This is a genomic window from Desulfoscipio sp. XC116 (genome assembly GCF_039851975.1).
Lineage (GTDB): Bacteria > Bacillota > Desulfotomaculia > Desulfotomaculales > Desulfallaceae > Sporotomaculum.
The window spans coordinates 2,497,543-2,521,297 of record NZ_CP156660.1 but is presented as its reverse complement, the minus strand read 5'-3'; the positions used below and the strand labels follow the sequence as shown (position 1 = coordinate 2,521,297).

General features: G+C 47.5%; 20 protein-coding genes. 13 read left to right on the top strand and 7 right to left on the bottom strand.

Annotation, left to right across the window (positions count from 1 at the left end; all coding sequences use genetic code 11):
• The first annotated feature begins 59 nt into the window (after positions 1-59).
• Complete coding sequence (locus ABDB91_RS12110) at positions 60-812, top strand: DUF1287 domain-containing protein (RefSeq protein ID WP_347487973.1); 753 nt, start codon at positions 60-62, stop codon at positions 810-812.
• An 81-nt stretch (positions 813-893) separates the two neighbouring features.
• On the opposite strand, the gene ABDB91_RS12105 is transcribed toward ABDB91_RS12110, so the two are convergent.
• Complete coding sequence (locus ABDB91_RS12105) at positions 894-1,241, bottom strand: cupin domain-containing protein (protein WP_347487972.1); 348 nt, start codon at positions 1,239-1,241, stop codon at positions 894-896.
• A gap of 654 nt (positions 1,242-1,895) precedes the next feature.
• On the opposite strand from ABDB91_RS12105, the gene ABDB91_RS12100 reads away from it, so the two are divergent.
• The 7 genes from ABDB91_RS12100 (at position 1,896) to eam (ending at position 10,260) form a co-directional block, all read left to right on the top strand.
• A complete protein-coding gene (locus ABDB91_RS12100) occupies positions 1,896-3,485 on the top strand; it encodes a long-chain fatty acid--CoA ligase (protein ID WP_347487971.1) in 1,590 nt (529 codons plus the stop codon).
• Positions 3,486-3,938: 453 nt separating this feature from the next.
• The gene (locus ABDB91_RS12095; protein WP_347487970.1) at positions 3,939-4,175 is read left to right on the top strand and encodes a 4Fe-4S binding protein; all 237 of its coding nucleotides are present in this window, start codon (positions 3,939-3,941) and stop codon (positions 4,173-4,175) included.
• Positions 4,176-4,309: 134 nt separating this feature from the next.
• Entirely contained in the window at positions 4,310-5,452 is a 1,143-nt protein-coding gene (locus ABDB91_RS12090) for a 2-oxoacid:acceptor oxidoreductase subunit alpha (protein ID WP_347487969.1), read from the top strand.
• The gene (locus ABDB91_RS12085; protein WP_347487968.1) at positions 5,453-6,310 is read left to right on the top strand and encodes a 2-oxoacid:ferredoxin oxidoreductase subunit beta; all 858 of its coding nucleotides are present in this window, start codon (positions 5,453-5,455) and stop codon (positions 6,308-6,310) included. It begins immediately after the preceding gene.
• 4 nt (positions 6,311-6,314) lie between these two features.
• Positions 6,315-6,863, top strand: a complete 549-nt coding sequence (locus ABDB91_RS12080) for a 2-oxoacid:acceptor oxidoreductase family protein (protein ID WP_347487967.1) — start codon at positions 6,315-6,317, stop codon at positions 6,861-6,863.
• Positions 6,864-6,985: 122 nt separating this feature from the next.
• On the top strand, positions 6,986-8,767 hold the full coding sequence (locus ABDB91_RS12075; protein ID WP_347487966.1) for a sigma 54-interacting transcriptional regulator: 1,782 nt from the start codon (positions 6,986-6,988) through the stop codon (positions 8,765-8,767).
• Between the two features lie 197 nt (positions 8,768-8,964).
• A complete protein-coding gene (eam, locus tag ABDB91_RS12070) occupies positions 8,965-10,260 on the top strand; it encodes a glutamate 2,3-aminomutase (protein ID WP_347491594.1) in 1,296 nt (431 codons plus the stop codon).
• Between the two features lie 133 nt (positions 10,261-10,393).
• Here eam and ABDB91_RS12065 read toward each other — a convergent pair whose 3' ends face one another.
• The 6 genes from ABDB91_RS12065 to ABDB91_RS12040 all read right to left on the bottom strand — a co-directional run bounded on the left by ABDB91_RS12065 (position 10,394) and on the right by ABDB91_RS12040 (position 17,851).
• Positions 10,394-11,557: an iron-containing alcohol dehydrogenase gene (locus ABDB91_RS12065; protein ID WP_347487965.1), complete on the bottom strand. Its 1,164-nt coding sequence runs from the start codon at positions 11,555-11,557 to the stop codon at positions 10,394-10,396.
• A 340-nt stretch (positions 11,558-11,897) separates the two neighbouring features.
• On the bottom strand, positions 11,898-13,448 hold the full coding sequence (locus tag ABDB91_RS12060; protein ID WP_347487964.1) for a sigma-54 dependent transcriptional regulator: 1,551 nt from the start codon (positions 13,446-13,448) through the stop codon (positions 11,898-11,900).
• A 23-nt stretch (positions 13,449-13,471) separates the two neighbouring features.
• Entirely contained in the window at positions 13,472-15,145 is a 1,674-nt protein-coding gene (locus ABDB91_RS12055) for an ATP-binding protein (protein WP_347487963.1), read from the bottom strand.
• Positions 15,146-15,156: 11 nt separating this feature from the next.
• Positions 15,157-16,320 (bottom strand): iron-containing alcohol dehydrogenase, encoded by a 1,164-nt coding sequence (locus ABDB91_RS12050; protein ID WP_347487962.1) that lies wholly within the window; start codon positions 16,318-16,320, stop codon positions 15,157-15,159.
• 151 nt (positions 16,321-16,471) lie between these two features.
• Complete coding sequence (locus tag ABDB91_RS12045) at positions 16,472-16,645, bottom strand: small, acid-soluble spore protein, alpha/beta type (RefSeq protein ID WP_347487961.1); 174 nt, start codon at positions 16,643-16,645, stop codon at positions 16,472-16,474.
• Positions 16,646-16,738: 93 nt separating this feature from the next.
• The gene (locus ABDB91_RS12040; protein WP_347487960.1) at positions 16,739-17,851 is read right to left on the bottom strand and encodes a hypothetical protein; all 1,113 of its coding nucleotides are present in this window, start codon (positions 17,849-17,851) and stop codon (positions 16,739-16,741) included.
• A gap of 677 nt (positions 17,852-18,528) precedes the next feature.
• On the opposite strand from ABDB91_RS12040, the gene ABDB91_RS12035 reads away from it, so the two are divergent.
• The 5 genes from ABDB91_RS12035 to ABDB91_RS12015 all read left to right on the top strand — a co-directional run bounded on the left by ABDB91_RS12035 (position 18,529) and on the right by ABDB91_RS12015 (position 23,742).
• Positions 18,529-18,792, top strand: a complete 264-nt coding sequence (locus ABDB91_RS12035; protein ID WP_347487959.1) for a hypothetical protein — start codon at positions 18,529-18,531, stop codon at positions 18,790-18,792.
• 4 nt (positions 18,793-18,796) lie between these two features.
• The gene (locus ABDB91_RS12030; RefSeq protein ID WP_347487958.1) at positions 18,797-19,903 is read left to right on the top strand and encodes a sulfite exporter TauE/SafE family protein; all 1,107 of its coding nucleotides are present in this window, start codon (positions 18,797-18,799) and stop codon (positions 19,901-19,903) included.
• 145 nt (positions 19,904-20,048) lie between these two features.
• Entirely contained in the window at positions 20,049-21,869 is a 1,821-nt protein-coding gene (atoS, locus tag ABDB91_RS12025) for a two-component system sensor histidine kinase AtoS (protein WP_347487957.1), read from the top strand.
• Between the two features lie 2 nt (positions 21,870-21,871).
• On the top strand, positions 21,872-23,236 hold the full coding sequence (locus ABDB91_RS12020; protein ID WP_347487956.1) for a sigma-54 dependent transcriptional regulator: 1,365 nt from the start codon (positions 21,872-21,874) through the stop codon (positions 23,234-23,236).
• 14 nt (positions 23,237-23,250) lie between these two features.
• Entirely contained in the window at positions 23,251-23,742 is a 492-nt protein-coding gene (locus tag ABDB91_RS12015) for a CBS domain-containing protein (protein WP_347487955.1), read from the top strand.
• Positions 23,743-23,755: the final 13 nt, after the last annotated feature.

Below are 23,755 nucleotides of genomic sequence, written 5' to 3'. Positions count from 1 at the left end.
GTAATATCTTTGGTAAAATTGATTTTGTGTTTGTGATACATACTCAGGTGGTTTGAATTATGATTAAGAAAAAAAATGATCAATCAATTATATCTATGCGAGTGACCGTTGAGGCGGTAAATGGCCGGGTTAAGGTGTGTGCCGGTTTGTGCCTGATGTTGCTGGCGATTATTTGGCTGGTTGCCGGTTGTGAAACCGTACCTGAACAGCAGGAGCGGGCCAATAAGCCGCAGACCGAGGCACTCGGCCCTTCACCGGTGGAAAAAATACCGCCGGAAAAACGCAATGTGTATGACTTACTGGTTATCGGTGCCCGGGAGGAAGTGGCCGGAGGAGTGATTTATGACGCTTCTTACCGCCAAATTGATTACCCGGGCGGTGACGTTCCGCCCGAAGGCGGGGCCTGCACCGATGTGGTGGTGCGGGCTTTGCGCCACGGGGGAATTGATTTGCAGAAACTCATACACGAGGATATGCGGGAACATTTTAAACAATACCCGCAGAACTGGGGTCTAAGAGGACCGGATACCAACATTGACCACCGCCGGGTACCCAATCAAATGAATTTTTTTGCCAGGTATGGACAATCTCTCCCTTTATCGGTGGAGGGAGCTGATTTATCAACCTGGCAATGGGGTGATGTGGTTTATTGGCGATTTTCAAATGATCTGGAACACTGTGGTATTGTCAGCGACCGTAAAAACGAACGGGGTGTGCCTCTGGCCATTCACAATGCCGGCATAGCCAGGGAAGAAGATTGTCTGACCGACTGGGAAATAATTGGTCATTACCGGTTTCCGCCGGCTAATTAAAGCCAAACTTTTATAAACTTTCCACAGGCGTGTTAAGCAAAACATCAGCGAAGAACATGATAACTACTATTAATGTGTTTTTTACATGTCTCCTTCTTCCGGCACAATGCAAATGAAAACAAAGTCCTGCTGTCTACGGTTGATGAATTGGTGCTCCGCGCCGCCGGGAACGTAGGCCGTATAACCGGGGCTTACAAGGTGTTCTTGCCCGTCAAGGTACATGGCGCCCTGGCCGCTTACAATGTAGTTGATATGCGGCCAGGGGTGGGAGTGACGGGGTGTGTATCCATTTGGGGCAACGGTGAATAAACGCATCACCCAACCTTCCCAGCCCTGAGCCGGACCCACCAGGGTTTGTTTGATGACGTTCAACGCCCCCGGGGCGTTTATATCAATCTTCTTAATGTTTTTGGCATTGTCAAGAAACATTTTGTAGCCTCCCTTAATATATACTTTTAAACTAAACAATAAACCGGTCTTTCCATTGGATCACTGCTAACCCTCCAGAATATATCACAATCATGCGCTGTTTTACCCGGTTCGGCAAACTGATTCGGGTGTCAATACGCCACATGCATCCACAATTATTGTAAAGTCACTCCCGCCCACAGAGGCGGTAGCTTCCTGCATCATCGACCGCAGCCGCAAGAGTCTGCACAATCTTGCCGTATTATTTAATAACACTATCAAATGAAAGACAGCAAGATGTATTAAAAGTAACCGGCAGTTTTTGCTTTTGATGCGATGCGTGGTGATGCGTGCATGATGCGATCAGTGTTATATGTGGCTTTTAATACTATATACGGTTCAATTTTAGTACCTTACAGGGTTATTTGCAAGTGGCAGACTTTTTGCATTGTTTGATATAGTAATAATATTTTAACATTTCACAAATTATAGATATTTTAACGCTTTAAATATTCTCTATGGTTTGGGAGATGAAATACTGGTTTGTATCTCTTATTTTAAGTGATGCATGATGATGCGGGCACTATAAAAGGGGGGAGAAAGTCTGTTAATGTAGTAAAAGCCGCCAAACTGCTTACATTCAGGCAATTGACGAATAGATGAGGAGGTTTTACCATGGGAAAAGTATGGTTTGAAAATTATTTGCCGGATACGAGGCGACAGTTGGACTATCCCGATATAGCCGTTTTTCAATTTTTAGAGGATAGTGCCCGGTTATACCCGGATAATGATGCCATCATCTTTTTTGACCAAAAAATCAAGTATAGCGAACTGAATGAACTAACCGGTCGTTTTGCTAACTATCTGCAAAATAAAGGCGTTCAAAAAGGTGATCGGGTGGCTGTTATGGCACCCAACTGTCCGCAAAATGTGCTATGCTTCTTTGGCGCGTTAAAAGCGGGGGCGGTGGTCGTACAGCATAATCCCATGTACGTGGAGAGAGAGTTGGAGCATCAATTGAACGACTCCGGCAGTGAGACAATCGTGTGCTTAGCTGATCTCTACCCCAAAATTAAGAGTATCCGTGCCAACACTTCATTAAAGAATGTAATTGTTTTTAATATGGATGGCTCTGCCACGGCCGCCGGCGAGGAAGTTGAGGATTTGAAGCAAATTCTGGCCGGTTACAATGCGGAGTATAGTAAGGTTGCGGTTGATGCCGCCGACTTGGCCCTGCTGCAGTATACCGGCGGCACCACGGGCGTATCCAAGGGATGCATGCTTACCCATCGCAACCTGGTGGCCAATGTACTGCAGTCGGTCGAAGTGATGGGTAAAAATTACCGTCGTGGCAATGACCATATAATCGGTGTACTGCCTCTATTTCATGTGTATGGGCTTACCTGTGTTATGAATATGTCGGTGTACATGGGTATAACGATGATTCTTTTCCCGCGGTTTGAACCCAAGGCGATCATCGAGGCCATCCACAATTATAAAGTGGGGGTATACTTTGCCAGCCCGACCATGTTAATTGCCATTAATAGTTATAAAGATATTGATAAATACGACCTGCGCTGCTTACATACCTGCGTCAGTGGTTCCGCACCCCTGCCCAATGAGGTAAAGGAAGCGTTTCGGGCACTAACCGGTGTGGAAGTAGTTGAAGCATACGGATTATCCGAGGCATCGCCGGTTACGCACAGTAACCCGGTCAATGGCAAGGTGAAAATCGGCAGCATTGGGTTGGTTGTTCCGGACACCGATATGCTGGTTGTTGATATAAACACAGGTAAAGAATGCGAGATTAATCAGGCCGGTGAAATGTGGGTTAAGGGACCTCAGGTTATGAGGGGCTATTGGAATCGTCCTGATGAAACTGTCAATGTTTTAGAAGACGGCTGGCTAAAAACCGGTGACGTGGTGGAAGTGGATGATGAAGGCTATGCGTTCATAGTAAGCAGGAAAAAGGATGTAATCATAGCGGGTGGGTATAATATTTACCCGGTGGAAGTGGAAGATGTACTGTTTACTTTCCCCGGGGTTCTAGAGGCCGTGGTGGTGGGTGTGCCTGATGCCTATCGGGGTGAGACGGTGAAGTCGGTCATTGTTCTTAAAGAAGGGGCTGCAGCTACCCGGGAAGATATTGTCGCTTACTGCCGTACCAAACTGGCGGCCTATAAGGTGCCCAGAATAGTGGAGTTTCGTGAACAACTGCCCAAGTCCGCCGTGGGTAAAGTATTACGCCGCTTGCTGCGTGACTAGTTAATCAATTGAATGCAAATCTTTGCCAACTCGCTTAAGCTGAACAAATCCCGGATGTATTAGCAGGATAAAGTTAAACCGGTGGTATTAACATAATAATTTCATGCTTGTTCATGATAAAATTAAAAGGCAACCGTTTATCTTTGATAAGATTACAGTTGTCTTTTAAATTTATTTAGACATCGTGCCGTTAAAGACGGCACCGTAAAAAAGATTATGTCAAAATGATATGCATGTCAAAATGAGACTTTCATTATTGTATTAAGGAATAATATTCTTTTATATCAATTTGAGATAACCATGGTATTTCTTTTGTCGCTTAATTAAATAAAAGAGCGGTAATAATGGAGTTATTTAATATATTGGGAGCTGGCATGTAAATTGCTTATTGAGAAATAAAAGACATTCTAAATAACGGGTTATATGGCGATATGATGAAAGGAGTGATTGTACATGGCCAGACCAGCCAGGCAATACAATGATGACCATGGGATATATATCAATCAGCAATGGTGTAAGGGCTGTGGCATTTGTTCCGCTCTTTGTAAACATAAGGTGCTGTTATTGGATAGTCGGGGTAAGGCGGTGGCAGTAAATCCGGCGGCTTGTACGGGTTGTGGTCAGTGTGAGGATCACTGCCCTGAATTGGCTATTTCTATTGAACGGCCTATTCCAAAGGATGGAAGATAACTTTTAAATGACTGTACCGCTTTACTTCGGCGGCATGTATTTTGGTTAAATAAACTGCAGGTCAGGATAAAGATATTGGTTATAATAAAACCGCCACGGTAGGTGAAAAATGGGGCCCGAAGGGAGTATTTGAAATGAGCCGGATATTTGAAATGGCCCGGTTGATGCAGGGAAACGAAGCTGTAGCCGAAGGTGCATTGGCTGCGGGGGTGCGTTTTTTTGCGGGTTATCCGATTACTCCGTCAACCGAAATTGCCGAGATAATGGCGGAACGCTTGCCTCGACTGGGTGGTAAATTTATACAAATGGAAGATGAAATGGCCAGTCTGGCTGCAGTAATCGGTGCGTCACTTACCGGCCAAAAATCTATTACTGCCACTAGCGGTCCGGGCTTTTCTCTGATGCAGGAAAACATTGGCTTTGCCGCTATGGCTGAAGTGCCCTGTGTTATCGTCAACGTTCAGCGCAGCGGTCCAAGTACGGGTATGCCCACGGCGCCGGCCCAGGGTGATGTTATGCAAGCCCGCTGGGGGACTCATGGCGACCATCCGGTTATCGTACTTAGTCCCGCTTCGGTGCGGGAAGCCTATGATATTACGGTGCGGGCAGTGAACCTTGCTGAAAAATACCGGGTGCCGGTTATCTTGCTCATGGATGAAGTAGTTGGGCATTTGCGGGAAAAGGTGGTTTTACCTGCCTTGGGTGAGGTGGAAATAATCAACCGCCCGGCGCCATCTCCAAACGTTGAGGAATATTCACCATACCTTCCGGATGAAAACGGGGTACCCCCTATGGCCAATTTCGGGGAGGGTTATCGTTACCATGTTACCGGTTTGGCTCATGATGAACAGGGCATGCCCGCCAATGACCCGAAAGTGTTGGAAAAGCTGTTGCTGCGTTTGCATAATAAGATAAACTATAATCTGCCTGATATTCTGTTTGACGAAGCACTTTATTTGGATGACGCTCAGGTAGCGGTGCTTGCCTATGGCTGTTCAGCCCGCTCGGCCCGCCGTGCGGTAAAGGAAGCCCGGGCAGAAGGAATTAAAGCCGGTTTGTACCGCCCGATAACTCTTTGGCCGTTTCCTGAACAGCGGGTGCTGGAAGTGGCACGTTGCGCGCATACTATCATTGTGCCGGAAATGAACCTGGGCCAGTACCGGCTGGAGGTGGAGCGAGTGGTTCGGGAGCGGGCTTGTGTCCGGGGAGTGCACCGGGTGCACGGTGAATTAGTTGAACCCGGCGACATACTGGCGGCCATCCGGGAGGTGGTTTAAGTGCGGGAATTGGAACGTTACCTGCGTATAGAAAAGTTTCCTCATATCTGGTGCCCCGGGTGCGGTAATGGAATTGTGCTGGGCTCTATGCTGCGGGCTGTAAAAAGGCTTGATTTGGATCAAGACCAAACGGTGATAGTAGGCGGCATAGGCTGCTCATCCAGAGCGGTTGGATATCTTGATTTTAACACGCTGCATACCACTCACGGGCGGGCAATTGCTTTTGCTACGGGTATAAAAATGGCCCGGCCGGATTTAAAAGTAATTGTAATCACCGGGGATGGGGACGCAACCGCCATTGGTGGCAATCATTTTATTCATGCGGCCCGGCGTAATATAGATATCACGCTTTTACTGTTTAACAACAGTATTTATGGGATGACCGGGGGGCAGTATTCACCGCTGACGCCGGTAAATAAAAAAGCTACTACTGCGCCATATGGTGTTATTGAACCTAGCTTTGATATTGCGGAACTGGCCCGAGTCGCCGGTGCCAGCTATGTGGGCCGAAGTACCACTTATCACAGCAGCTTGCTTACCGGGTTAATTATGGAAGGTATTGAGAACAAGGGTTTTAGCCTGGTTGAAGCTGTCACTGCTTGCCCTACGGCCTATGGAAGACGCAACAGCATGAAAGACGGGTTGGAAATGCTGCTGTGGCAAAAGGAAAACGCGGTACAAATACAACAAGCGAAGAAAATGAACCCGGAGGAACTGGCCGGGAAAATAATAATCGGGCGCTTGCACAGCCAGGCAGCCCCTGAATACACTGACATGTATGAGCAGCTTATCAACCGGAGCGGTTTTCAGACAGGTGGTACGATGGTAACCCCGCTCAAGGGTACTCAACGGGGGTGAGATAATGGGTGAAAATAATACGGAACTGCGGTTAAGCGGCAGCGGGGGACAGGGGCTCATCCTGGCCGGTATTATTATTGCAGATGCGGCTATCAGGGACGGTAAAAATTCGGTACAGTCCCAGTCCTATGGGCCTGAAGCCCGGGGTGGCGCCAGCCGGTCCGAGGTCATTATAAGTAATGAGGAAATCGATTATCCCCGGGTTGCTCGACCGGATGTACTGCTGGCCATGAGCCAGGAGGCTTGCGATAAATTTGCCGACGGTCTGGAGCAAGGCGGTGTGCTGATTGTTGATTCTACCTATGTATATGACCGGCCTGCTGTAGAGGGTGTGGTTTATGCTCTGCCGATCAGCCGGGCGGCCCGTGAGCAGTTGGGAAGGGAAATAGTGGCCAATGTGGTGGCGCTGGGGGTCGTGACCAGAATTACGGGTGTGGTTTCTCAGGGATCTTTAACTGAGGCACTGCTGGCCCGTGTGCCACGGGGGACCGAGGAATTAAATAAAAAAGCGCTCGATGTTGGCTGGCAGCTGGCGGAACAGGTATTAAACTGATAACTTTTAAATCTTTATATATTGCTAAAAAGTTCGAGTCTGGTTTATTATAAATAATAACCGTGGAGGCGATAGCTAAAGCCTCCTTTTTTATATCGCAAACAACTCGGGGGTTTATGACCATGCTTAACTTGATGCAAGCCAAGGAAATGGAACAGCGGGTATCCGACGCAATTGCCGCCGCCTTAAAGGTTGAGGTGGAAATAATTGACGCCAACCTGGTACGGGTAGCCGGTACCGGCCAGGTGCGGGCCGATGTGGGCAACCGATTGCTCCGGGGGCTGGTTAACAAACATGTTTTGCAGACAGGCAAGCATGTGTTCATCAATGAGCCGGGTTTCCATTCCATCTGCTTATCATGCCCGCTTTCGGGCATCTGTTTTTACCGGGCCTATATTGTCTATCCCATCTTAATGGAAGATAAAGTACTCGGCACCATCAGTCTGGTAGCCTTTAATGAAGAGCAAAAACAAACCCTATGTAATAATACGGAAACATTAATTGATTTTGTGGGCCGCATGGCTGATCTAATTTCCGGTAAAATAATGGAGCGGGAAATGCTTAAAGAAAAAATTGTGATGGCCGGCAGGCTGGAAGCGGTGGTGGATACCGTCTACGAGGGGGTGATGGCCATTGATAAATATGGGGTCATTACCCATTTCAACCGCTCGGCGGAGAGAATGTTTGGCATGCCGAAGGAACAGTTGCTCAGCCAGCCGGTGCAGCGGATTTTTGAGGATATGCCTTTGCTGCAGGTGCTTCAAAAAGGTAAAGGGTTTAATTCCCGTGAATATTTTGTTAACGCCCGTGGCAAAAGGTGGCACCTTTTAATTACCGCCCGGCCTATACAATCCGGGGAAGGAACATTCGCGGGGGTGGTAGCCACATTTAGTGATTTTCAGGAGGCCCAGAAGCTGGCTTATCGAATTGTTACTACGCAGGAAACCCTTGATTTTAAGGATATTATTGGTGAGAGCAAGGCTATTCGGGATGTAAAAAGCAAGGCCATAAAGATAGCCCGCAGCAACTCCACTGTACTTATTCTGGGTGAAAGCGGCACGGGTAAAGAGGTATTCGCCCGGGCCATTCACACTGCCGGTCCGCACGGACATAAGCCTTTTATGCCGATTAATTGTGGAGCGATACCCGAACATTTATTGGAAAGCGAGCTATTTGGCTATGAGGAAGGCGCCTTTACCGGTGCGCGGCGTGGCGGCAAACCGGGCAAATTTGAGCTGGCTAATGGCGGTACTGTCTTTCTGGACGAAATCGGCAATATGTCTCTTTATCTACAAGCCAAGCTATTGCGTGTGCTGCAGGAAAGGCAGATTGAAAGGGTGGGCGCTACGCGGCTTGTACCTGTTGATATCCGGATAATCGCGGCCACCAACAGTGATTTGCACGAAATGGTTCGGCGGGGACAATTTCGTGAGGATCTTTTCTATCGGCTCAGTGTTATTCCCCTGATACTACCCCCGTTGAGGGAGCGCCGAGATGATATCACCGCATTGCTGGAACACTACAGGCAGTGGTTTGCCGGGCTGTTGCATAAAAGTATCACAGGCTTTAATGAAGAGGCGCTGAAATTGTGCCTGGACTATCATTGGCCGGGCAATATCAGAGAATTGATTAACGCTGTGGAATATGCTATTAATTTGGAGGAAGGGCCGGTTATTGAACCGGACAGTCTGCCCCCGCGCTTGCGTCATTATGAAAGTCATTCCGTACCGATAAATGTAACGCAGATAAAGCCTCTGGAACAGCTGGAAAAGGACGCCATTAGCAGCGCGCTGAATCTTTATGGCTGGACGGACGAAGGCAAAACACTTGCTGCGGCCGCGCTTGGTATCAGCCGGGCTACTATTTACCGTAAAGTTAGTAAATACAGGTTAACCCGGCATTAATCAGATAATAAATTTAAAATTTACTTTTCACCCCAACGAATAATTGATATAATATAGTTAATCAATATTGGCTTGCACAATCCGGCAACTTTGAATGATAAAATAATATGTTTGCAAGTTTGTTTATTTATGTTAACTAATGTTAAATGGGGGGGTGGTATTTATTGGAGAGTATAATCAATAAAACGAGTTTGCCGATGCACCCGGATAACGATAAACGCCGGGTAGCCGCGGAGCGGGCGGAGGAACTAAAATACCGTATTACGGGGTACTTGGAGGCTGTTAAGCATATTCCTACCGGGTTTAAATTAGATGAACAATACCGGCTGAGAAAAAGGCAAATACTTGATATTTTAGATGCCACTGAATCTGATTGGCAAAATTGGCATTGGCAGATGCGTAATAGGATTAACGATGTTAAAAAATTAAGACAACTTTTGCCGCTGACCGATGAGGAAGCCGGGCATATTGAATTTGTCAGTAAGAAATTTCGCTGGGCAGTTTCGCCCTACTATTTAAGTCTAATGCAAACGGAAAACCGCCGTTGTCCGGTGAGGATGCAGGGCATACCAAGTATTTGGGAAATACGCGGCAGTCGGGGTAAAGAAGATCCTATGGCCGAAGAATATACATCACCGGCCCCTCGGATTACCCGCCGTTATGCAGACCGGCTGATTATCAACGTGACTAATCAGTGTGCTATGTTTTGTCGGCACTGCCAGCGCAGGCGCAATATCGGTGAAGTAGACAGGCCTGCACCGGTTGAGGATGTCAAGGCGGCCATGGATTATATTCGGGCACATCCCGAGATTCGGGATGTGTTGATTACGGGCGGTGATCCGCTAACTTTGTCTGACGATTGGCTGGATTGGATGCTTGCTGAACTGGATAATATCGAGCATGTGGAAATTAAACGTATTGGCAGCCGGGTGCCGGTGACCATGCCGCAGCGTATCACACCCGAACTTTGCAATATGCTGGAAAAACACCATCCTATCTATTTGAATACCCACTTTAATCACCCTGTGGAAGTAACCCGGGAAGCACTTAAAGCTACACGGATGTTGGCCAAGGCCGGTATACCGCTTGGTAATCAGGCTGTGCTGCTCAAAGGGATTAATAATGACCCGCATATAATGAAAAAATTAAACCATGAATTACTTAAAATACATGTTCGTCCGTACTATATTTTTCATGCCAAGCCGGTTAAAGGCACAACACATTTTGTGTCCACTATTCAAGAAGGGTTGGAAATCATGGAAAACTTGCGCGGCCATACGTCCGGTCTGGCTGTGCCGTGGTATATTATCAATGCGCCCGGCGGAGCCGGCAAAACGCCGCTGCTTCCCCAATATTTGCTGTCTATTGAAAAGGACAGCGTGATGATTAGAACCTGGGAGGGAAAAGTCTTTCGTTGTGCCAACGGCGGATATGCGGCGGATGCTATTGACGACGATGTATCTGCCAGGAGGGGTAACGAAGCCGGGTTTTAGAAATATGCCAGTGTTATCGGCAGCTATAAAAAGAACCCCTGTTCCAGGCAAGGAACAGGGGTTTATAATAAATCAAGTTATTAACCGAGAGGTGTAAGTTTAAATATAGTAAGTGGCAGTAATGGACTGCCTATTACATGGCGTTTTTGTAAATTTGAATGACATCTTCCAGTGTGCCTAAACGTGGGTTGGTCAGGGCACAAGCGTCTTTCATGGCGTTTTCAGCCATTATCTGGATATCTTTCTCTTGTACGTTTAATTCAGTCAGGCCGGTGGGTATGCCCACATCCACGGAAAGCTGCTGGATAGATTCAATGGCCACATCAGCGGCTGCCCGAGTACTGAGTCCGTCTATATTTTCGCCCATGGCTTCAGCGATATCCGCAAAGCGTTCCTGGGCGGCAATTAAGTTGAACTGGCATACATATGGCAACAAAATGGCGTTGCATACGCCGTGAGGCAGGTTATAGTATCCGCCCAGTTGGTGAGCCATAGCATGTACATAGCCCAGACTGGCGTTGTTGAAGGCCATACCGGCCAGGTATTCAGCGTAGGCCATTTTATCCCGGGCTACCATATTGGTTCCATTGGCTACCGCGGCACGCAGGTTTTCGGAGATTAGCTTGATGGCCATTAAAGCTGCTGAGTCGGTGACCGGTGTGGCGGCGGTGGAAACATAAGCCTCCACGGAGTGGGTTAACGCGTCCATGCCGGTGGCGGCGGTAAGGGCCGGGGGCATGCCTACCATCAATAAGGGGTCGTTAATGGCTACGTTGGGGGTAACCCGCCAGTCTACAATAGCCATTTTAACTTTTCTGGCGGTGTCGGTAATAATACAGAAACGAGTCATTTCACTGCCTGTGCCGGCGGTGGTGTTGATGGCGATAAATGCCGGCATGGCTTTGGCAGACTTGTCCAGTCCCTCATATTCACGGATGTTGCCGCCGTTGCTAGCTACAATGCCTATACCTTTGGCGCAGTCATGAGAACTGCCGCCGCCCAGGGAAATGATCATGTCGCATTTGTTGTCCTGGAATACTTTCAGTCCGTCGTGCACGTTTTTATCGGTTGGGTTGGGTTCGGCTCCGCCCCATACGGTAGCTTTGGCGCCGGCTGCCTCTACCAGACCTTTAATTTCATCAGCCATACCGGACTTGGCCAGAAACGCATCGGTTACGATAAGTGCGTTGGTGCCGCCTAATACTTTTACCTGATTGGTGGTTTCCTTGTGCGAACCTACACCCATGAGATTAACCGTAGGAATAAAGTACCCGAAAACCTGATCTCCTAATGCCATTTTTTAAATTACCTCCTTTAGAATTTGAAAGAATAGTAGGTGTTTAAAAAATTTACCCACTATTTATTTAATTTTGAGTATTTTAAACGCAAAGGTCGTGCCAGTGCAGTTATATCAAGCCCGGTTAATATTTGCGGCGTAAATAGGCAGCAGTAAATATGTAATAAATTAAGTCAATGGTCTAAAATGAAACTAAAATGTGAACATTGATGCTGATATATGGTGTAACGAAATGGAACAAAAGTGCCGAAAGGGGACAGGAATCAGGTTTGTTTCGGATTAAAAACGTTATTAAAAAAATTGCCGGGCTAAAATATAGGCCCGGCGGTTCTTTATCAATTTATTTAATATCAATACTATATTCCCTGATTTTTCTGTATAAGGTGTTTCTGCCAATACCCAGAGAACGGGCTGCGGTGGTTATGTTGCCGTCATAATAAGTCAAGGTGTGAGTGATTGTTTTAACTTCTATTTCCTCCAGGCTGGGCGGGAGCGGGCCCGGTACCGACAGCGTCTGCATTTGTTTAAGCAGTTTTTCTTCAATTTGCTTGGTTAAACGGTAGGCTTTTAATATGTTATCCTTGGTTAATGCATTGGTCCAAAAAGCACTCTGAGTTAAATTTTCAAGCGTTTCCAGCGATTGTCCCGAAAAGTTCGGTCGAGGGTTGCTGGCTGCATTTTTTGCCGCCGGCGCCAAGGAATTGCCCGTAGCCTGCAGTACTTTATCCGGTAAATGCGCGGGTAAAATCAGATTGCCTTCGCATAGTGCAATAGCCTGATCTATGATATTCACGAGTTCCCGTATATTGCCCGGCCAGTTGTGCTCTTGCAGTATCAGCATGGCTTCCGGGGAAACCTGCAGTGTTCTGGAGGCCTGATCTTTGGCGCGGGAAATAAAATGGTTTACCAGCATGGGAATATCTTCTTTTCTTTCTCTTAGTGGCGGTAATTCCAGCCTTACCACGTCCAGACGGTAAAAAAGGTCTTCCCGAAACCGCTTGTCCCGAACGGCTTGTTCCAGGTCTACGTTGGTGGCTGCAATGATGCGGACGTCGGTTTTGACCGGCTTTTCACCTCCCACTCGTAAAAATTCACCTGTTTCCAAAACACGCAGTAATTTAACCTGGATGGGCGGGTTGGCTTCCCCTATCTCATCCAAAAAAAGCGAACCGTTATCCGCAACTTCAAAAATACCCCGCCGCAGGTAAGAAGCCCCGGTGAAGGCTCCTTTCTCATGGCCGAACAGTTCGCTTTCCAATAAGTTTTCAGGTAGGGCGCCGCAGTTTATAGGGATAAATGTTTGTTGATGCCGGGGGCTGGCGGCGTGAATAAATCTGGCCAATACCTCTTTGCCTGTGCCCGTTTCTCCCTGGATCAGTACATTGATATTTTTTTTGGCGATTTTATCGGCTACGGTGGCCAGACGCAACATCTTGGGGGTTTTGCCCACTATAAAGCCCGTTTGTTTGGCGGTTGCGGCCCATTCGGGCTGGCCGGTATTTTTACCGGTTGTCCGGTGCCCGTAATCCAGTGCTTTGCTAATTAGTTCTTCAATTTCGGTAATATCCTCAAAGGGTTTTTCTATATAGTCGAAGGCACCCAATTGTATGGCCTTGACCGCTGTGCGGGTGGTGCCATAGCCGGTCATAATAATAGCTTCGCAATCAGGCTGGCTGTTTTTTAAACGTTGCAGTAATTTAAGACCGCTTGTATCAGGCAGCTTTAAATCGATTAAAGCTACGGTAAAATTAGTGGAATCAATTAAGTGTAAGGCTTCGTCACCCGCATGGGCAAGACTGACGCTAAAACCCTTTCTTTGCAGCAGACGGCGGAAAAAGCTGCCAACCTCCACCTCATCATCAATAACCAGTATATTTTCACCTGAGGCCAAAGTAAATCACCTCCCGTATATTGTTAAACTTGCTGGTGGTTAACTGGAATAACCAGGGTGAAACAGCTGCCGTGGCCTGGTGCACTGTTTACTTCGATAGTGCCTCCGTGCGCCTCGGCTATACCCAGGCTGACCGATAAGCCAAGCCCGGTACCACGATTGGTCTCCTTGCTGGTGAAAAAAGGATTAAAAATTTTCATGATATTTTCTGCTGGGATGCCTTCACCATTGTCACTAATCGTTACGGTTATATATTCGCCTTTATCGGCTTTTCTAATTTTTGAGGTAATGGTGATTTTCTTATCTTTTGCGTTGTTATCCAGTGCATCCCGGGCGTTCAGCAGTAGATTAATCAGTACCTGATCCAGTTGCTGTTCATTAGCCAACACGTCCGGGAGATGCGGGTCAAGATTCAGTATAATATCCACGTTGCTGCGGTTGATCTGATACTGAACTAAAGAGAGCACGCTTTCCACTACTTTATTAAGGTTGGTGCGGGACATGGGGCGCTGATCCTGCCTGGAAAAGGTAAGCAGGTTCTGAATAATTCTTTTGCATCGCAGGCCGCAGTTTATTACATCCTGTAGAAGTTCCACGCTGTTTTCTTCAATCTCGCCATCACGCATGATCATCTGGGAATTACCGATGACCACAGTCATGGGGCTGTTTAATTCATGGGCTACCCCCGCGGCCATTTCACCGATGGCCGCCAATTTGTCGGATTGCATTAGTTGTGCTTCCATTTTAACCTGCTCGGTAATATCTTTGATATGGTGGATTACCGAGTAAATCCGCCGGTTTGGTTTAAAAACCGGATAGTAGTGTACATCAAAAGTTTTACCTGACTCCAATTGGATGCGCCGGTAAGCGGGGGCCTGATTTCTATTAACTTCATCCATAAGGCAAGCATCGCATTTGGTATCCCGCCCCCATATATAACGGTAACATTTGTTTTTTTCAGGTTTACCGTTTATTTGGCCCGGCAGCCCATTAAGTTGATTATTGCAGCGGATAATATTATAGTTTTGATCAATTAATAAAATGGGGTCGGTAAGGGCCCGGAAAGTTTCTTCCCATTCCGTCTTGCTGTTTAATACTTGTTCGTAAAGACGTGCGTTTTCTATGCAAATAGCCAGCTGGTCGGCCAACTGCCGGGTAAATCCAACCTCATTTTCGGCATAGGCGTTTTCCCGGCGGCTGCCGATCATCAGTACACCGATCACATTACTTTTGACAATCAGTGGGTCTATGGCCAGGGAGATCAGATCCATTTTTTTAATGGGCGGGCATTTCTGGGTGGCGCGCTCTTCTTCAGTGAGAGAATATACCTTGCTTTGGCTTTCCCGTACGGCACGCCAGAGCAGTGATTTAAAAGGCACGGGGTGTCCGGTGCAGTCGCAGTTGGGAATCATGGCCGTCATAATTAAGTCGTCGTCCTGCATCAGCGCCAAGCCCAGAAAATCACAGTGAATAGCCAGCGGCAAACGTTGGTAAACCCGCTCAATGATATCCGACAGTGACATATCAATGTTAATATCTTTAATGATTTGGTGAATTATCTCAAGGCGATTATTTTGCTTAATGATTTCTTCATTTCTTTTTTTAACTTCTGAATAATAATTTATCTTGGAGGAATGAATGCCGGTTAGTTGTTCGATAAGGTGTTTTTTTTCATTGATTAAGTGCTGGTTTTTCATCTTTCTCTCCTCTATAAAGCCTTATAAAAAATGCGGGCCAAATCTTCCGCGTCGGCATCTCTTGGGTTGGTTATTATACAGGCGTCATGCAGCGCGTTTTTGCTTAGTTCGGGTATATACTCCTTTTTAAAGCCCATAGCGGAGAGCCCGTAGTTGATGCCGATGTCCTCCGCCAGGCGGCGCACGGCGCTGATGGCCTTTTGGGCTGCGTCCTGTTTGCTCAGTCCGGTTACGTTTTCACCCATGGCCATGGCCACCTTGCGATATTTATCGGCGCAGGATATTAAGTTAAATTCCATGACATAGGGCAGTAAAATGGCGTTGGTTTCTCCATGGTGCAGATCCAGCAAACCGTCCACCTGGTGGGCCATGGCGTGGGTGGCTCCCAGTATGGCGTTGGAAAAGGCCAGGCCGGCCTGCAGACTGGCCATGAACATGGCGGATTTAGCCCGCATGTTAGTCCGGCAGGCCACTGATTCCCGCAGATTTTCCGCTATCAGCCGGATGGCGTCCATAGCCCGGACATCGCTCAGCGGGTTGGCGGCCAGCGAAACGTAGGACTCAATGGCGTGGCTTAAAGCATCCACCCCGGTGGCTGCGGTAAGCTGGGCGTCCTTGGTTTGCAGCAGCTGCGGGTCGATAATGGCAATGTCCGGTACCAGTGATCTGGATATGATAGTCATTTTTTTCTTGCGCTGCTTGTCCACTATAATGGCGAATTGGGTTACCTCCGAGCCCGAGCCGGCGGTGGAGGACACCATGATCATGGGCGGGAGCGGCCGGGTGATTTTATTGATGCCTTCATAATCCTGAATTTTACCGCCGTTGGTGGCGATGGTGGCTATGGATTTAGCCGTGTCAATAGGACTGCCGCCGCCTACGGCTACTATGGCATCGCATTTGGAGGCCAGATATTCCTCGGCTCCTCTGGCTACTTCGGTATCCTTGGGATTGCTGGTGAGATCGTACCAGACCTGGTATTCCAGTCCCGCCTGATCCAGGTAAAGTAAAACTTTTTTCACCCAGCTGTGACTTTTTACACCGCAGTCGGTAACCACAAAAATCTTTTTGGCGCCCAGGCGCAGCGCGCTTTCACCCACCTGGCTGATGGCGTTCATACCAAAGATGATTTCCGGCGACACAAATTTGATAATATCTATATTTGTTCTGTTCATGCTGCTACCTCGCATCATGTAAAATTGGTGTGCCAAAATGGTACACAATATATTGTAACAGATTATACTGATTAACTAAAGGGTAAGTGGGGACGTTATCGGGTAATCAAAAAGAGGATGCGCTATTTAGCGCATCCCCAACCTGCTTTCCCTAAATCATTGACTGTTCCGCTCTTTGTATGGCAAGGCGGACCATATTGCCGCAGTCTCTGGACGAAACGCTGCCGAAACCGCCTTCCGCACGCACAACACCGGCAACCCCAAGTTCTTCGGCTAACTCCATTTTCAGCTTGTCCGACATAATGCCGCTGCGCCTTCTGGCCATAATTAGCCTGCCTCCTTTGGGTTTTAGAGATAAGCAAGTTCGACTGTTAGTATTTGAGGAAAATTCATTGAATATGCCTGTGAAATATTGTATTCACTCATTCTTTAAATATTGTCCCGCGTTTTGCGCAATTGCATGGATAAATAGCAATGTTTGTACTAAATCATTTATATCGGCGATTTGAGCCGGAGCGTGAGCATAGCGCAGTGGGATGCCCAGAGTGGCTACCGGTATATCCAACAATTGGATTACCGAGGCATCGGTGTAAGAGCGTGAAATGCCTTCCTGTATGGTAATGTCCGCGGTTTGGGCCACTTTTTTTAAAAATGACCGCATGGGTGGGCGCATGATGGCTAAATCGTCTACCAGGCGCAGTGCCGCCCCCCGACCCAGGCGTATTTGGCGCATGTGGGAGGGAATGCCCGGTATATCGCTGCATACCATACTGTCTACCACAACGGCAAAGTCCGGGCGCATTTTTATAGCGGCCACCAGAGCACCGCGGGAGCCGTGCACACCGGATGGTCCGCTGCCCGGCAGCATGCCGTGCTCTTCAGTGCTGGAGAAAACTCCGATGACCTCGGCCTCAATCGGGTCGGCGGATAACTTGCGCAAAAGTGCCGTAAGCAGGGCGCAACCCATTCGATCATCCAGGCACCTGCCCAGCACCCGGTTTCGATTAAGCCGGCGGAAACCATGGCTGAAAGTAACCGGTGTGCCCACGGAAATATCCAGTTGCAGCACTTCGTTCCTGTCTTCTGCTCCTACGTCAACAAAAATTTCTTTTTGTCCCGTTACCGGCAAATGCGGTGGGTGAATGCCCACGCTGCCTTGGATGACTCCCGAACCGGTATGCAGCGACACCCATTCACCCGGACCCAGGTAATCGGGAATGCCGCCCAGGGGATAGAGGTAAATAAACCCTCGGTCATCAATATTGCTAACCACATAACCTACTTCATCCATATGGGCGCAAATCATCACCCGCGGGGAGGTGCTGTTGCCGCTTTTATTTTTCCCGGGTACAGTGGCGTATAAATTACCCATATGGTCTGTGCTGATATGTGCGCCGCCGGGTCGCAGCAACGCAGTAATTTTTTCCCTTACCGCATCCTCAAATCCGGTAACACCGGCTACGGTGATTAGCTCCTGCAGCAGCTCTACAATCTCATTTCCCAGTGATTCTTTATTAAAGTTAACCGCCAAATGCAATCATCTCCTAATATTGTAAGTACCTATATTATTCTATAATATTTATTAGCGTGCCGATTTTTTCAATATAACATTCAATACATTCAATCTTATCCCCCTTTAATTAAATCTCTTTAAAAAAGCTTGTTTGAAAAGTCCGCATGAGATTATCTTTTTGATGGGTGCCGGGTGTTAAAAGGTTGAAAATCTTAGATTTTCAACCTTCAACACCCGGGCACCGGAGCCTGCCTTTTCGACCCCGCACTTTAAGTATGCTTGTATATTAATGAATATATTGCGATATTGCAACAGTATTGTGTTTAGTATAACAAGCAATATTCAATAAGCGTCTGATTTGAAAAATATAAGATTAAAAAATATTTTATGCCGGGGTGGAAACTGCCGGGGGTTTTTTTGACTTAAAACCATACAGCCAGTTATCAACGCCAGGCTCCATTAGGCTATGCAGTTACTGCAACCCGTATATGTTGTTGGGAATTGGGTCAGCTGTGACTAAATCCGCAACAAATAGTGAAGATCTTCTTTTTCACAAACCGGCGTCAATGCTGGGATCAGGTGCTTTTCCCGGCTGGCACTTCGTTTGCACCTTAAGTTACAAAAACAAACAGGGAGGTGTAGGCGGGGTTTTCGGGATTTTGCCAATTTTTTAAAGTTAAAAGGAGGTAATGTCTGTGGCATCCCATACAGCCCAAGGTAAAGGAAAGGCTATGGTTTCCGCTGTTATTTGTTTGGTGTTGTCGGCAATTATTTACTTTTATGTTTTCACCAATACCGACCAGTTGGTTAAGATTTTAAAGAGCGAAAGCTATGCTGCACCGGCTTTATGCATGGTCCTGGTAGTCGTCGTGGCATTTCTATACGGAACGGCGGTTTCCAACATCCTTAAATACACCTTGCAGGAAAGATTAAAATCCCAGGAGTTAAGAGAGGAGTGATAAAATGGCAGGTGCTGTAGAAATTCCGGCGGCGGTGGAAGCAATAAAATTTATTGCTATTACGCCTAAAATCGCCTTTTCCCTGTTTGGCATTGGCTTGGTGGGGGGGGTTCTGAGCGGTTTCATGGGCAGCGGAGGTGCATTCATTATGACTCCGGCCATGATGAGTCTGGGTATTCCCGGAATTATGGCGGTAGCCGCTAATATTACACATAAATTTGGCAAGGCTATCATGGGGTCCAAGAAACACAGTGAATTTGGCAACGTGGATATGCGCATGGGCCTGGTGATGTTTCTTGCCCTGTTTGCCGGAGTTGAAGTGGCCGTATCGGCAAACAGAGGGGTGCTGGCCAAAATGGGTGAATCAGGCTCCAATCTGTATATCAGTATTATGTTTGTAATTATACTTACCTGGGTAACGATTTTTATGACCCGGGATATTCTAAGACAACGAAAAACCGCGTCCGGTGCCGGGGGGCAGGCAGCTCTTACGCTGGCCGAAAAAATTCAAAAACTGAACCTCCCGCCCATGATCAATTTCAAGGTAGCCGGTGTCCGCACATCATTGTGGCTGGCCCTTCTTGTCGGCTTTGCGACGGGTTTTCTGGCCGGTACTATCGGCGTGGGTGGTTTTGTAGGCGTTCCGGCCATGATCTACCTGCTGGGCATACCTACCTATGTGGCCGCCGGTACAGAGCTTTTTTTAGCTATATTTTCCGGGGCGCAGGGGGCATTTCTTTATTCGCTGCATGGCCTGGTTGATTTGCGGATAGCCTTGCTGTTGTACGTTGGCTCGCTGATCGGGGTCAACCTGGGGGCCATCGGCACCCGGGTGGTACGCGGGGCCCAGATAAGGATGGTTATGGTATCTATTATAGCTTTAGTGGCCCTGAGCAGGCTGGCCATGGTACCTGTTTACCTGGCCGATATGGGTAAAATGACCATGAGCGCCGGTACCTATGATACCGTTAATCTTCTGAGCAGTGTATTCTTATACGGCAGCGGCGTGGTGGGCGTTGCGGTTATCTTTTACTGGATGTTCCTTGCTTACCGGCGGGCGGGTCAGGCCGCCCGGAATGAAGTGCATAGCGGTCAGCAGGTGTCCGGTTGAAAAAGTTAAAAAACAAGTAAAATAGATAAAAACATGATGCCGGTGCGATGTCGTCGGCGTCTGTTTTTATTAATGGTTTCAATGAGCGCGGTTAATCATTATAATATGGCTAAGGATGCAAAATATTTATCAGCGAGGCCTTTTTATGACCGAGAAAAATGTGTATTTCGGCAATCGTATTTTAATATTTGTATCGCTGCTGCTCGTTCTCACTGTGCTACTGACGGTATACCTGATGAGTATTATCAGCAACAGTGAGCTTTCTCTTCTGGAACACCAGAAGGCACGTCTTAACCAGGCTGCTTACCTGTTTGACCAAAACCTGGACGGCAGTCTGTATGATTACCTGGACGGTCGTCATGCGGAAAGTAAAAGCAAACAAGAGCAGATGCTGGTTATGGGAGAGTATCTGAATGAAGCGATCGGCAAGGTGCACCGCGAGTACCCTGAAGTGCATATCGGTCTTTATTATAAGGACTTGGATATTTTTTTTGACGGTACCCAGCGTTTTGGGGAAAACTATTCCCTGCGGCGGAAAAAAGCATTTGATGTCGTTTTAGAAAATAAAAACGCTTTAACCCAAAGCCTGGGTGAAGAAGAGGGCGGCGTGGTGGAGGTTTATAAACCTTTTACCAGGAACGGGCGTGTTGAAGGGGTGATCAGATCAGCCGAATACCTGGGAGAAACCAGTTATTACAGCAAGCGCAAGGAAATTGAATATACCGTTTACTCAATAATTTCTTTTGTAATTATTACCGGCATTTCCGGAGCCGTGTTGCTTTTCCGGCAATTGGTGAGCCAGGTGGAAAATATTAAAAACGGGGTTAAATTACTGGAGAGTGACTTGAATCAAACCCTGCCGACAGCGCCCGGCGAGCTTGGTGAAATAGTGGATGCCATTAACGGCTTTGCCCATAAAATATCTGATTTAAATTTATACAATGAAACCATGCTGGCCACCATCGACGATGCCATTTTGGTGGTTGACGTACATGGCCGGGTGATGATTGCCAACAAAATGGCGGTCAAGTTAATGGGATTGCCCGAAGACTGCCGGGATATGGATTATCTTGAATTACTCCCCACCGGGTCCCCATTTGCGGAATTGATTGGCAGAACTATGGAGGATAAAAATAATTTTAAAGATCTGCATATCTCCTGGGCCAATAACGGTAATCATAATACGTTGGAATTATTGATCAGCACTTCACTGTTAAAAAGCATCCGGGGGAGTATGTTGGGAGTCGTACTGCTGTGCCGCGATATCACCGAGCGGCTCAGACTCAGGGAAAAAGCTCATCGCCAGGAACGCCTGGCGTCACTTGGTAAACTGGTTACCGGCGTGGCCCATGAAATCAGAAATCCGCTGACTTCCATCAGCATGTATATTCAGCACTGGCAAAACCGGCATGAGCCCAATCAGCGGGCCCTGGCCACTATGCAGCGGGAAGTGTCCAGGCTGGATGCTATTGTAGATCAATTGCTTTATTTTGCCAAGCCTGGTGAGGCCAAGTTTGTACAAAAGGATATTAATGTACTTGTTGAAGATGTGTTGGGTTTTTTTAATGAAATACACCAGGGTAAATTCAGTTTGATTAGGAACCTTAAGGACGGTATTCCACAGGTGTGGATAGATCCCGAGCAAATTGAGCGGGTATTGGCCAATATTCTATTCAATGCCCTGCAGTCAATGCCTGAGTCCGGTACTATAACAGTGTCTACCGGGTATTATGGGGATGCCGAGGAAGTTTTTGTGTCCATAAAAGATACCGGGCGGGGTATTCCTCGTGAACATTTGGGACACTTGTTCGACCCGTTTTTCTCCACCCGTCCCAAGGGCACGGGATTGGGGCTGGCCATTGTCCATGAAATTATCCAGGTGCACGGCGGTCATATTGAAGTGGAAAGTGAGGTTGGGAAAGGGACTGAGTTGATATTTTATTTAAAGACCAAGGAGGTAGCCTAAAGTTGTCAAAATTAGTTCTGGTTGTTGATGATGAGCGGAGTGTGCAGGAAGCTCTGCGCGATATACTGGAGGACAGCGGCTACCGGGTGGAATGCGCTTCCAATGGGCTTGAAGGCTTGGAATTGATTGATCGCCTGGATCCGGACGCGGTACTGCTGGATATTAAAATGCCGGAAATGAACGGCATCCGGGCACTGGAAATTATCAATCAGCGGGGCCGGAACGTGCCGGTGATTATCATGACTGCCTACGGTTCCACGGAAACCACCATTGAGGCCATGAAGCTGGGCGCCTTTGACTATCTCATGAAACCGCTTAAAGTTAATGAGGTATTGGATGCTCTCGGAAAAGCGGTGGAAGTGAGGGAAATGATTCGCCGTTTCAGGCATAACCAAAGTGACTGCCAAGGCGATATAAATGAAAACATGATGATCGGTCTGTCACCGGCCATGCAAAGTATTTATAAGACCATCGGGCGGGTGGCCAACAGTAATGCGACGGTATTAATCAGAGGAGAAAGCGGTACGGGGAAGGAACTGGTGGCCAGAGCCATTCATTTTAACAGCGTGCGCAAAGACAGAAATTTTGTAAAAATCAACTGTGCGTCCATTCCCGAAAACTTACTGGAGAGTGAATTGTTCGGACATGAAAAGGGTGCTTTTACCGGAGCAGTGGCGGCAAAACAGGGCAAGTTTGAAATAGCTCATAAGGGCACCATATTTTTGGATGAAATCGGTGAAATGTCCGCGGGCACTCAGGCTAAAATACTGCGCGTGCTTCAGGAAAGGGAATTTGAACGTGTTGGCGGCACCGAAACCATTCAGGTGGACGTAAGGATTGTGGCTGCAACCAATAAAGACCTGGAAAGGTCCATAGAGGAAGGTACATTCAGGGAAGACCTATATTACCGGATTAATGTGGTGGATATTATGCTGCCCCCTCTCAGGGAACGTAAACAGGACATCCCTGCCCTGGTGGAACATATCATAAAAAATACCAGCCTGGAACACGGCAAGACGATAACCGGTTTTTCCCGGGAGGCTATAGACCTGCTTGAAGCTTATGATTGGCCGGGCAATATCAGAGAGCTAAAAAATATTTGTGAGCGGGCGGTGCTAATGTCCAGCGGACCGCTGCTTACGGTGGAGGATTTGCCGTTAGGCCTCAGGAAAAGCAGCCGGCGCATCGACTGGCTGGGTGAACTGCAGGGTGATTCCCTGAAGGAAATTGTGGCCGAGGTGGAGCGGGAAGTTATTCTAAAGGCGTTGGAAGATAATAATTGGAATCGCTCGGCCACTGCCCAGGCGTTAAAAATGAACCGGAGTTCTCTCTACGCTAAGATGAAAGAATTGGGGATAATTGATTAACGGGGGTTTTTGCCTTGTCTTATTATAACAAGACGGTGGATCAGATCATGGTACCCATAAATGATTGCCCTGTAGTGCGCGAAGCTGATATTGTTGCCGAGGCTATAGATACGATGCGCCGGTTTATGCATATTTTGGACGGAACGTGGTTTGGGTTCCAGGCGGCCCTGGTGCTGAACAGCAGGGATAAATTGGTGGGGCTGCTGACTTTGCGGGGGCTATTGCGCGCTTTCCAATTGCAGCAGATTCAGGATCATTTATTGAAGAGCGATGCTATAGGTCTGTTTTTCCCCAATAAGTTTAACGATAACATGCAGATTGTGGTCAGGGATATCATGCGTCCTATCAAGACAGCTGCTTTAAATAGACAAAGCAGTGTCTTTGAAGCGGTGCAAATAATGGTGAGGAAGAACGTTAACCTGCTGCCTGTTATGGATAAAGAACGTATGGTAGGTATGGTGCGCCCCATTGATTTATTCTGGGTGGTAGGTGAAATGCTGGATTAAGTGGGGGGATAGC

Excerpts from the sequence above, each read along its gene's own strand:
- ABDB91_RS12075 (WP_347487966.1), top strand. The coding sequence starts at position 6,986 with ATGCTTAACTTGATGCAAGCCAAGGAAATGGAACAGCGGGTATCCGAC.
- ABDB91_RS12100 (WP_347487971.1), top strand. The coding sequence starts at position 1,896 with ATGGGAAAAGTATGGTTTGAAAATTATTTGCCGGATACGAGGCGACAG.
- ABDB91_RS12105 (WP_347487972.1), bottom strand. The coding sequence starts at position 1,241 with ATGTTTCTTGACAATGCCAAAAACATTAAGAAGATTGATATAAACGCC.
- ABDB91_RS12030 (WP_347487958.1), top strand. The coding sequence starts at position 18,797 with ATGGCAGGTGCTGTAGAAATTCCGGCGGCGGTGGAAGCAATAAAATTT.
- ABDB91_RS12050 (WP_347487962.1), bottom strand. The coding sequence starts at position 16,320 with ATGAACAGAACAAATATAGATATTATCAAATTTGTGTCGCCGGAAATC.
- atoS (WP_347487957.1), top strand. The coding sequence starts at position 20,049 with ATGACCGAGAAAAATGTGTATTTCGGCAATCGTATTTTAATATTTGTA.
- eam (WP_347491594.1), top strand. The coding sequence starts at position 8,965 with ATGCACCCGGATAACGATAAACGCCGGGTAGCCGCGGAGCGGGCGGAG.
- ABDB91_RS12090 (WP_347487969.1), top strand. The coding sequence starts at position 4,310 with ATGAGCCGGATATTTGAAATGGCCCGGTTGATGCAGGGAAACGAAGCT.
- ABDB91_RS12080 (WP_347487967.1), top strand. The coding sequence starts at position 6,315 with ATGGGTGAAAATAATACGGAACTGCGGTTAAGCGGCAGCGGGGGACAG.
- ABDB91_RS12095 (WP_347487970.1), top strand. The coding sequence starts at position 3,939 with ATGGCCAGACCAGCCAGGCAATACAATGATGACCATGGGATATATATC.
- ABDB91_RS12110 (WP_347487973.1), top strand. The coding sequence starts at position 60 with ATGATTAAGAAAAAAAATGATCAATCAATTATATCTATGCGAGTGACC.
- ABDB91_RS12045 (WP_347487961.1), bottom strand. The coding sequence starts at position 16,645 with ATGGCCAGAAGGCGCAGCGGCATTATGTCGGACAAGCTGAAAATGGAG.
- ABDB91_RS12055 (WP_347487963.1), bottom strand. The coding sequence starts at position 15,145 with ATGAAAAACCAGCACTTAATCAATGAAAAAAAACACCTTATCGAACAA.
- ABDB91_RS12065 (WP_347487965.1), bottom strand. The coding sequence starts at position 11,557 with ATGGCATTAGGAGATCAGGTTTTCGGGTACTTTATTCCTACGGTTAAT.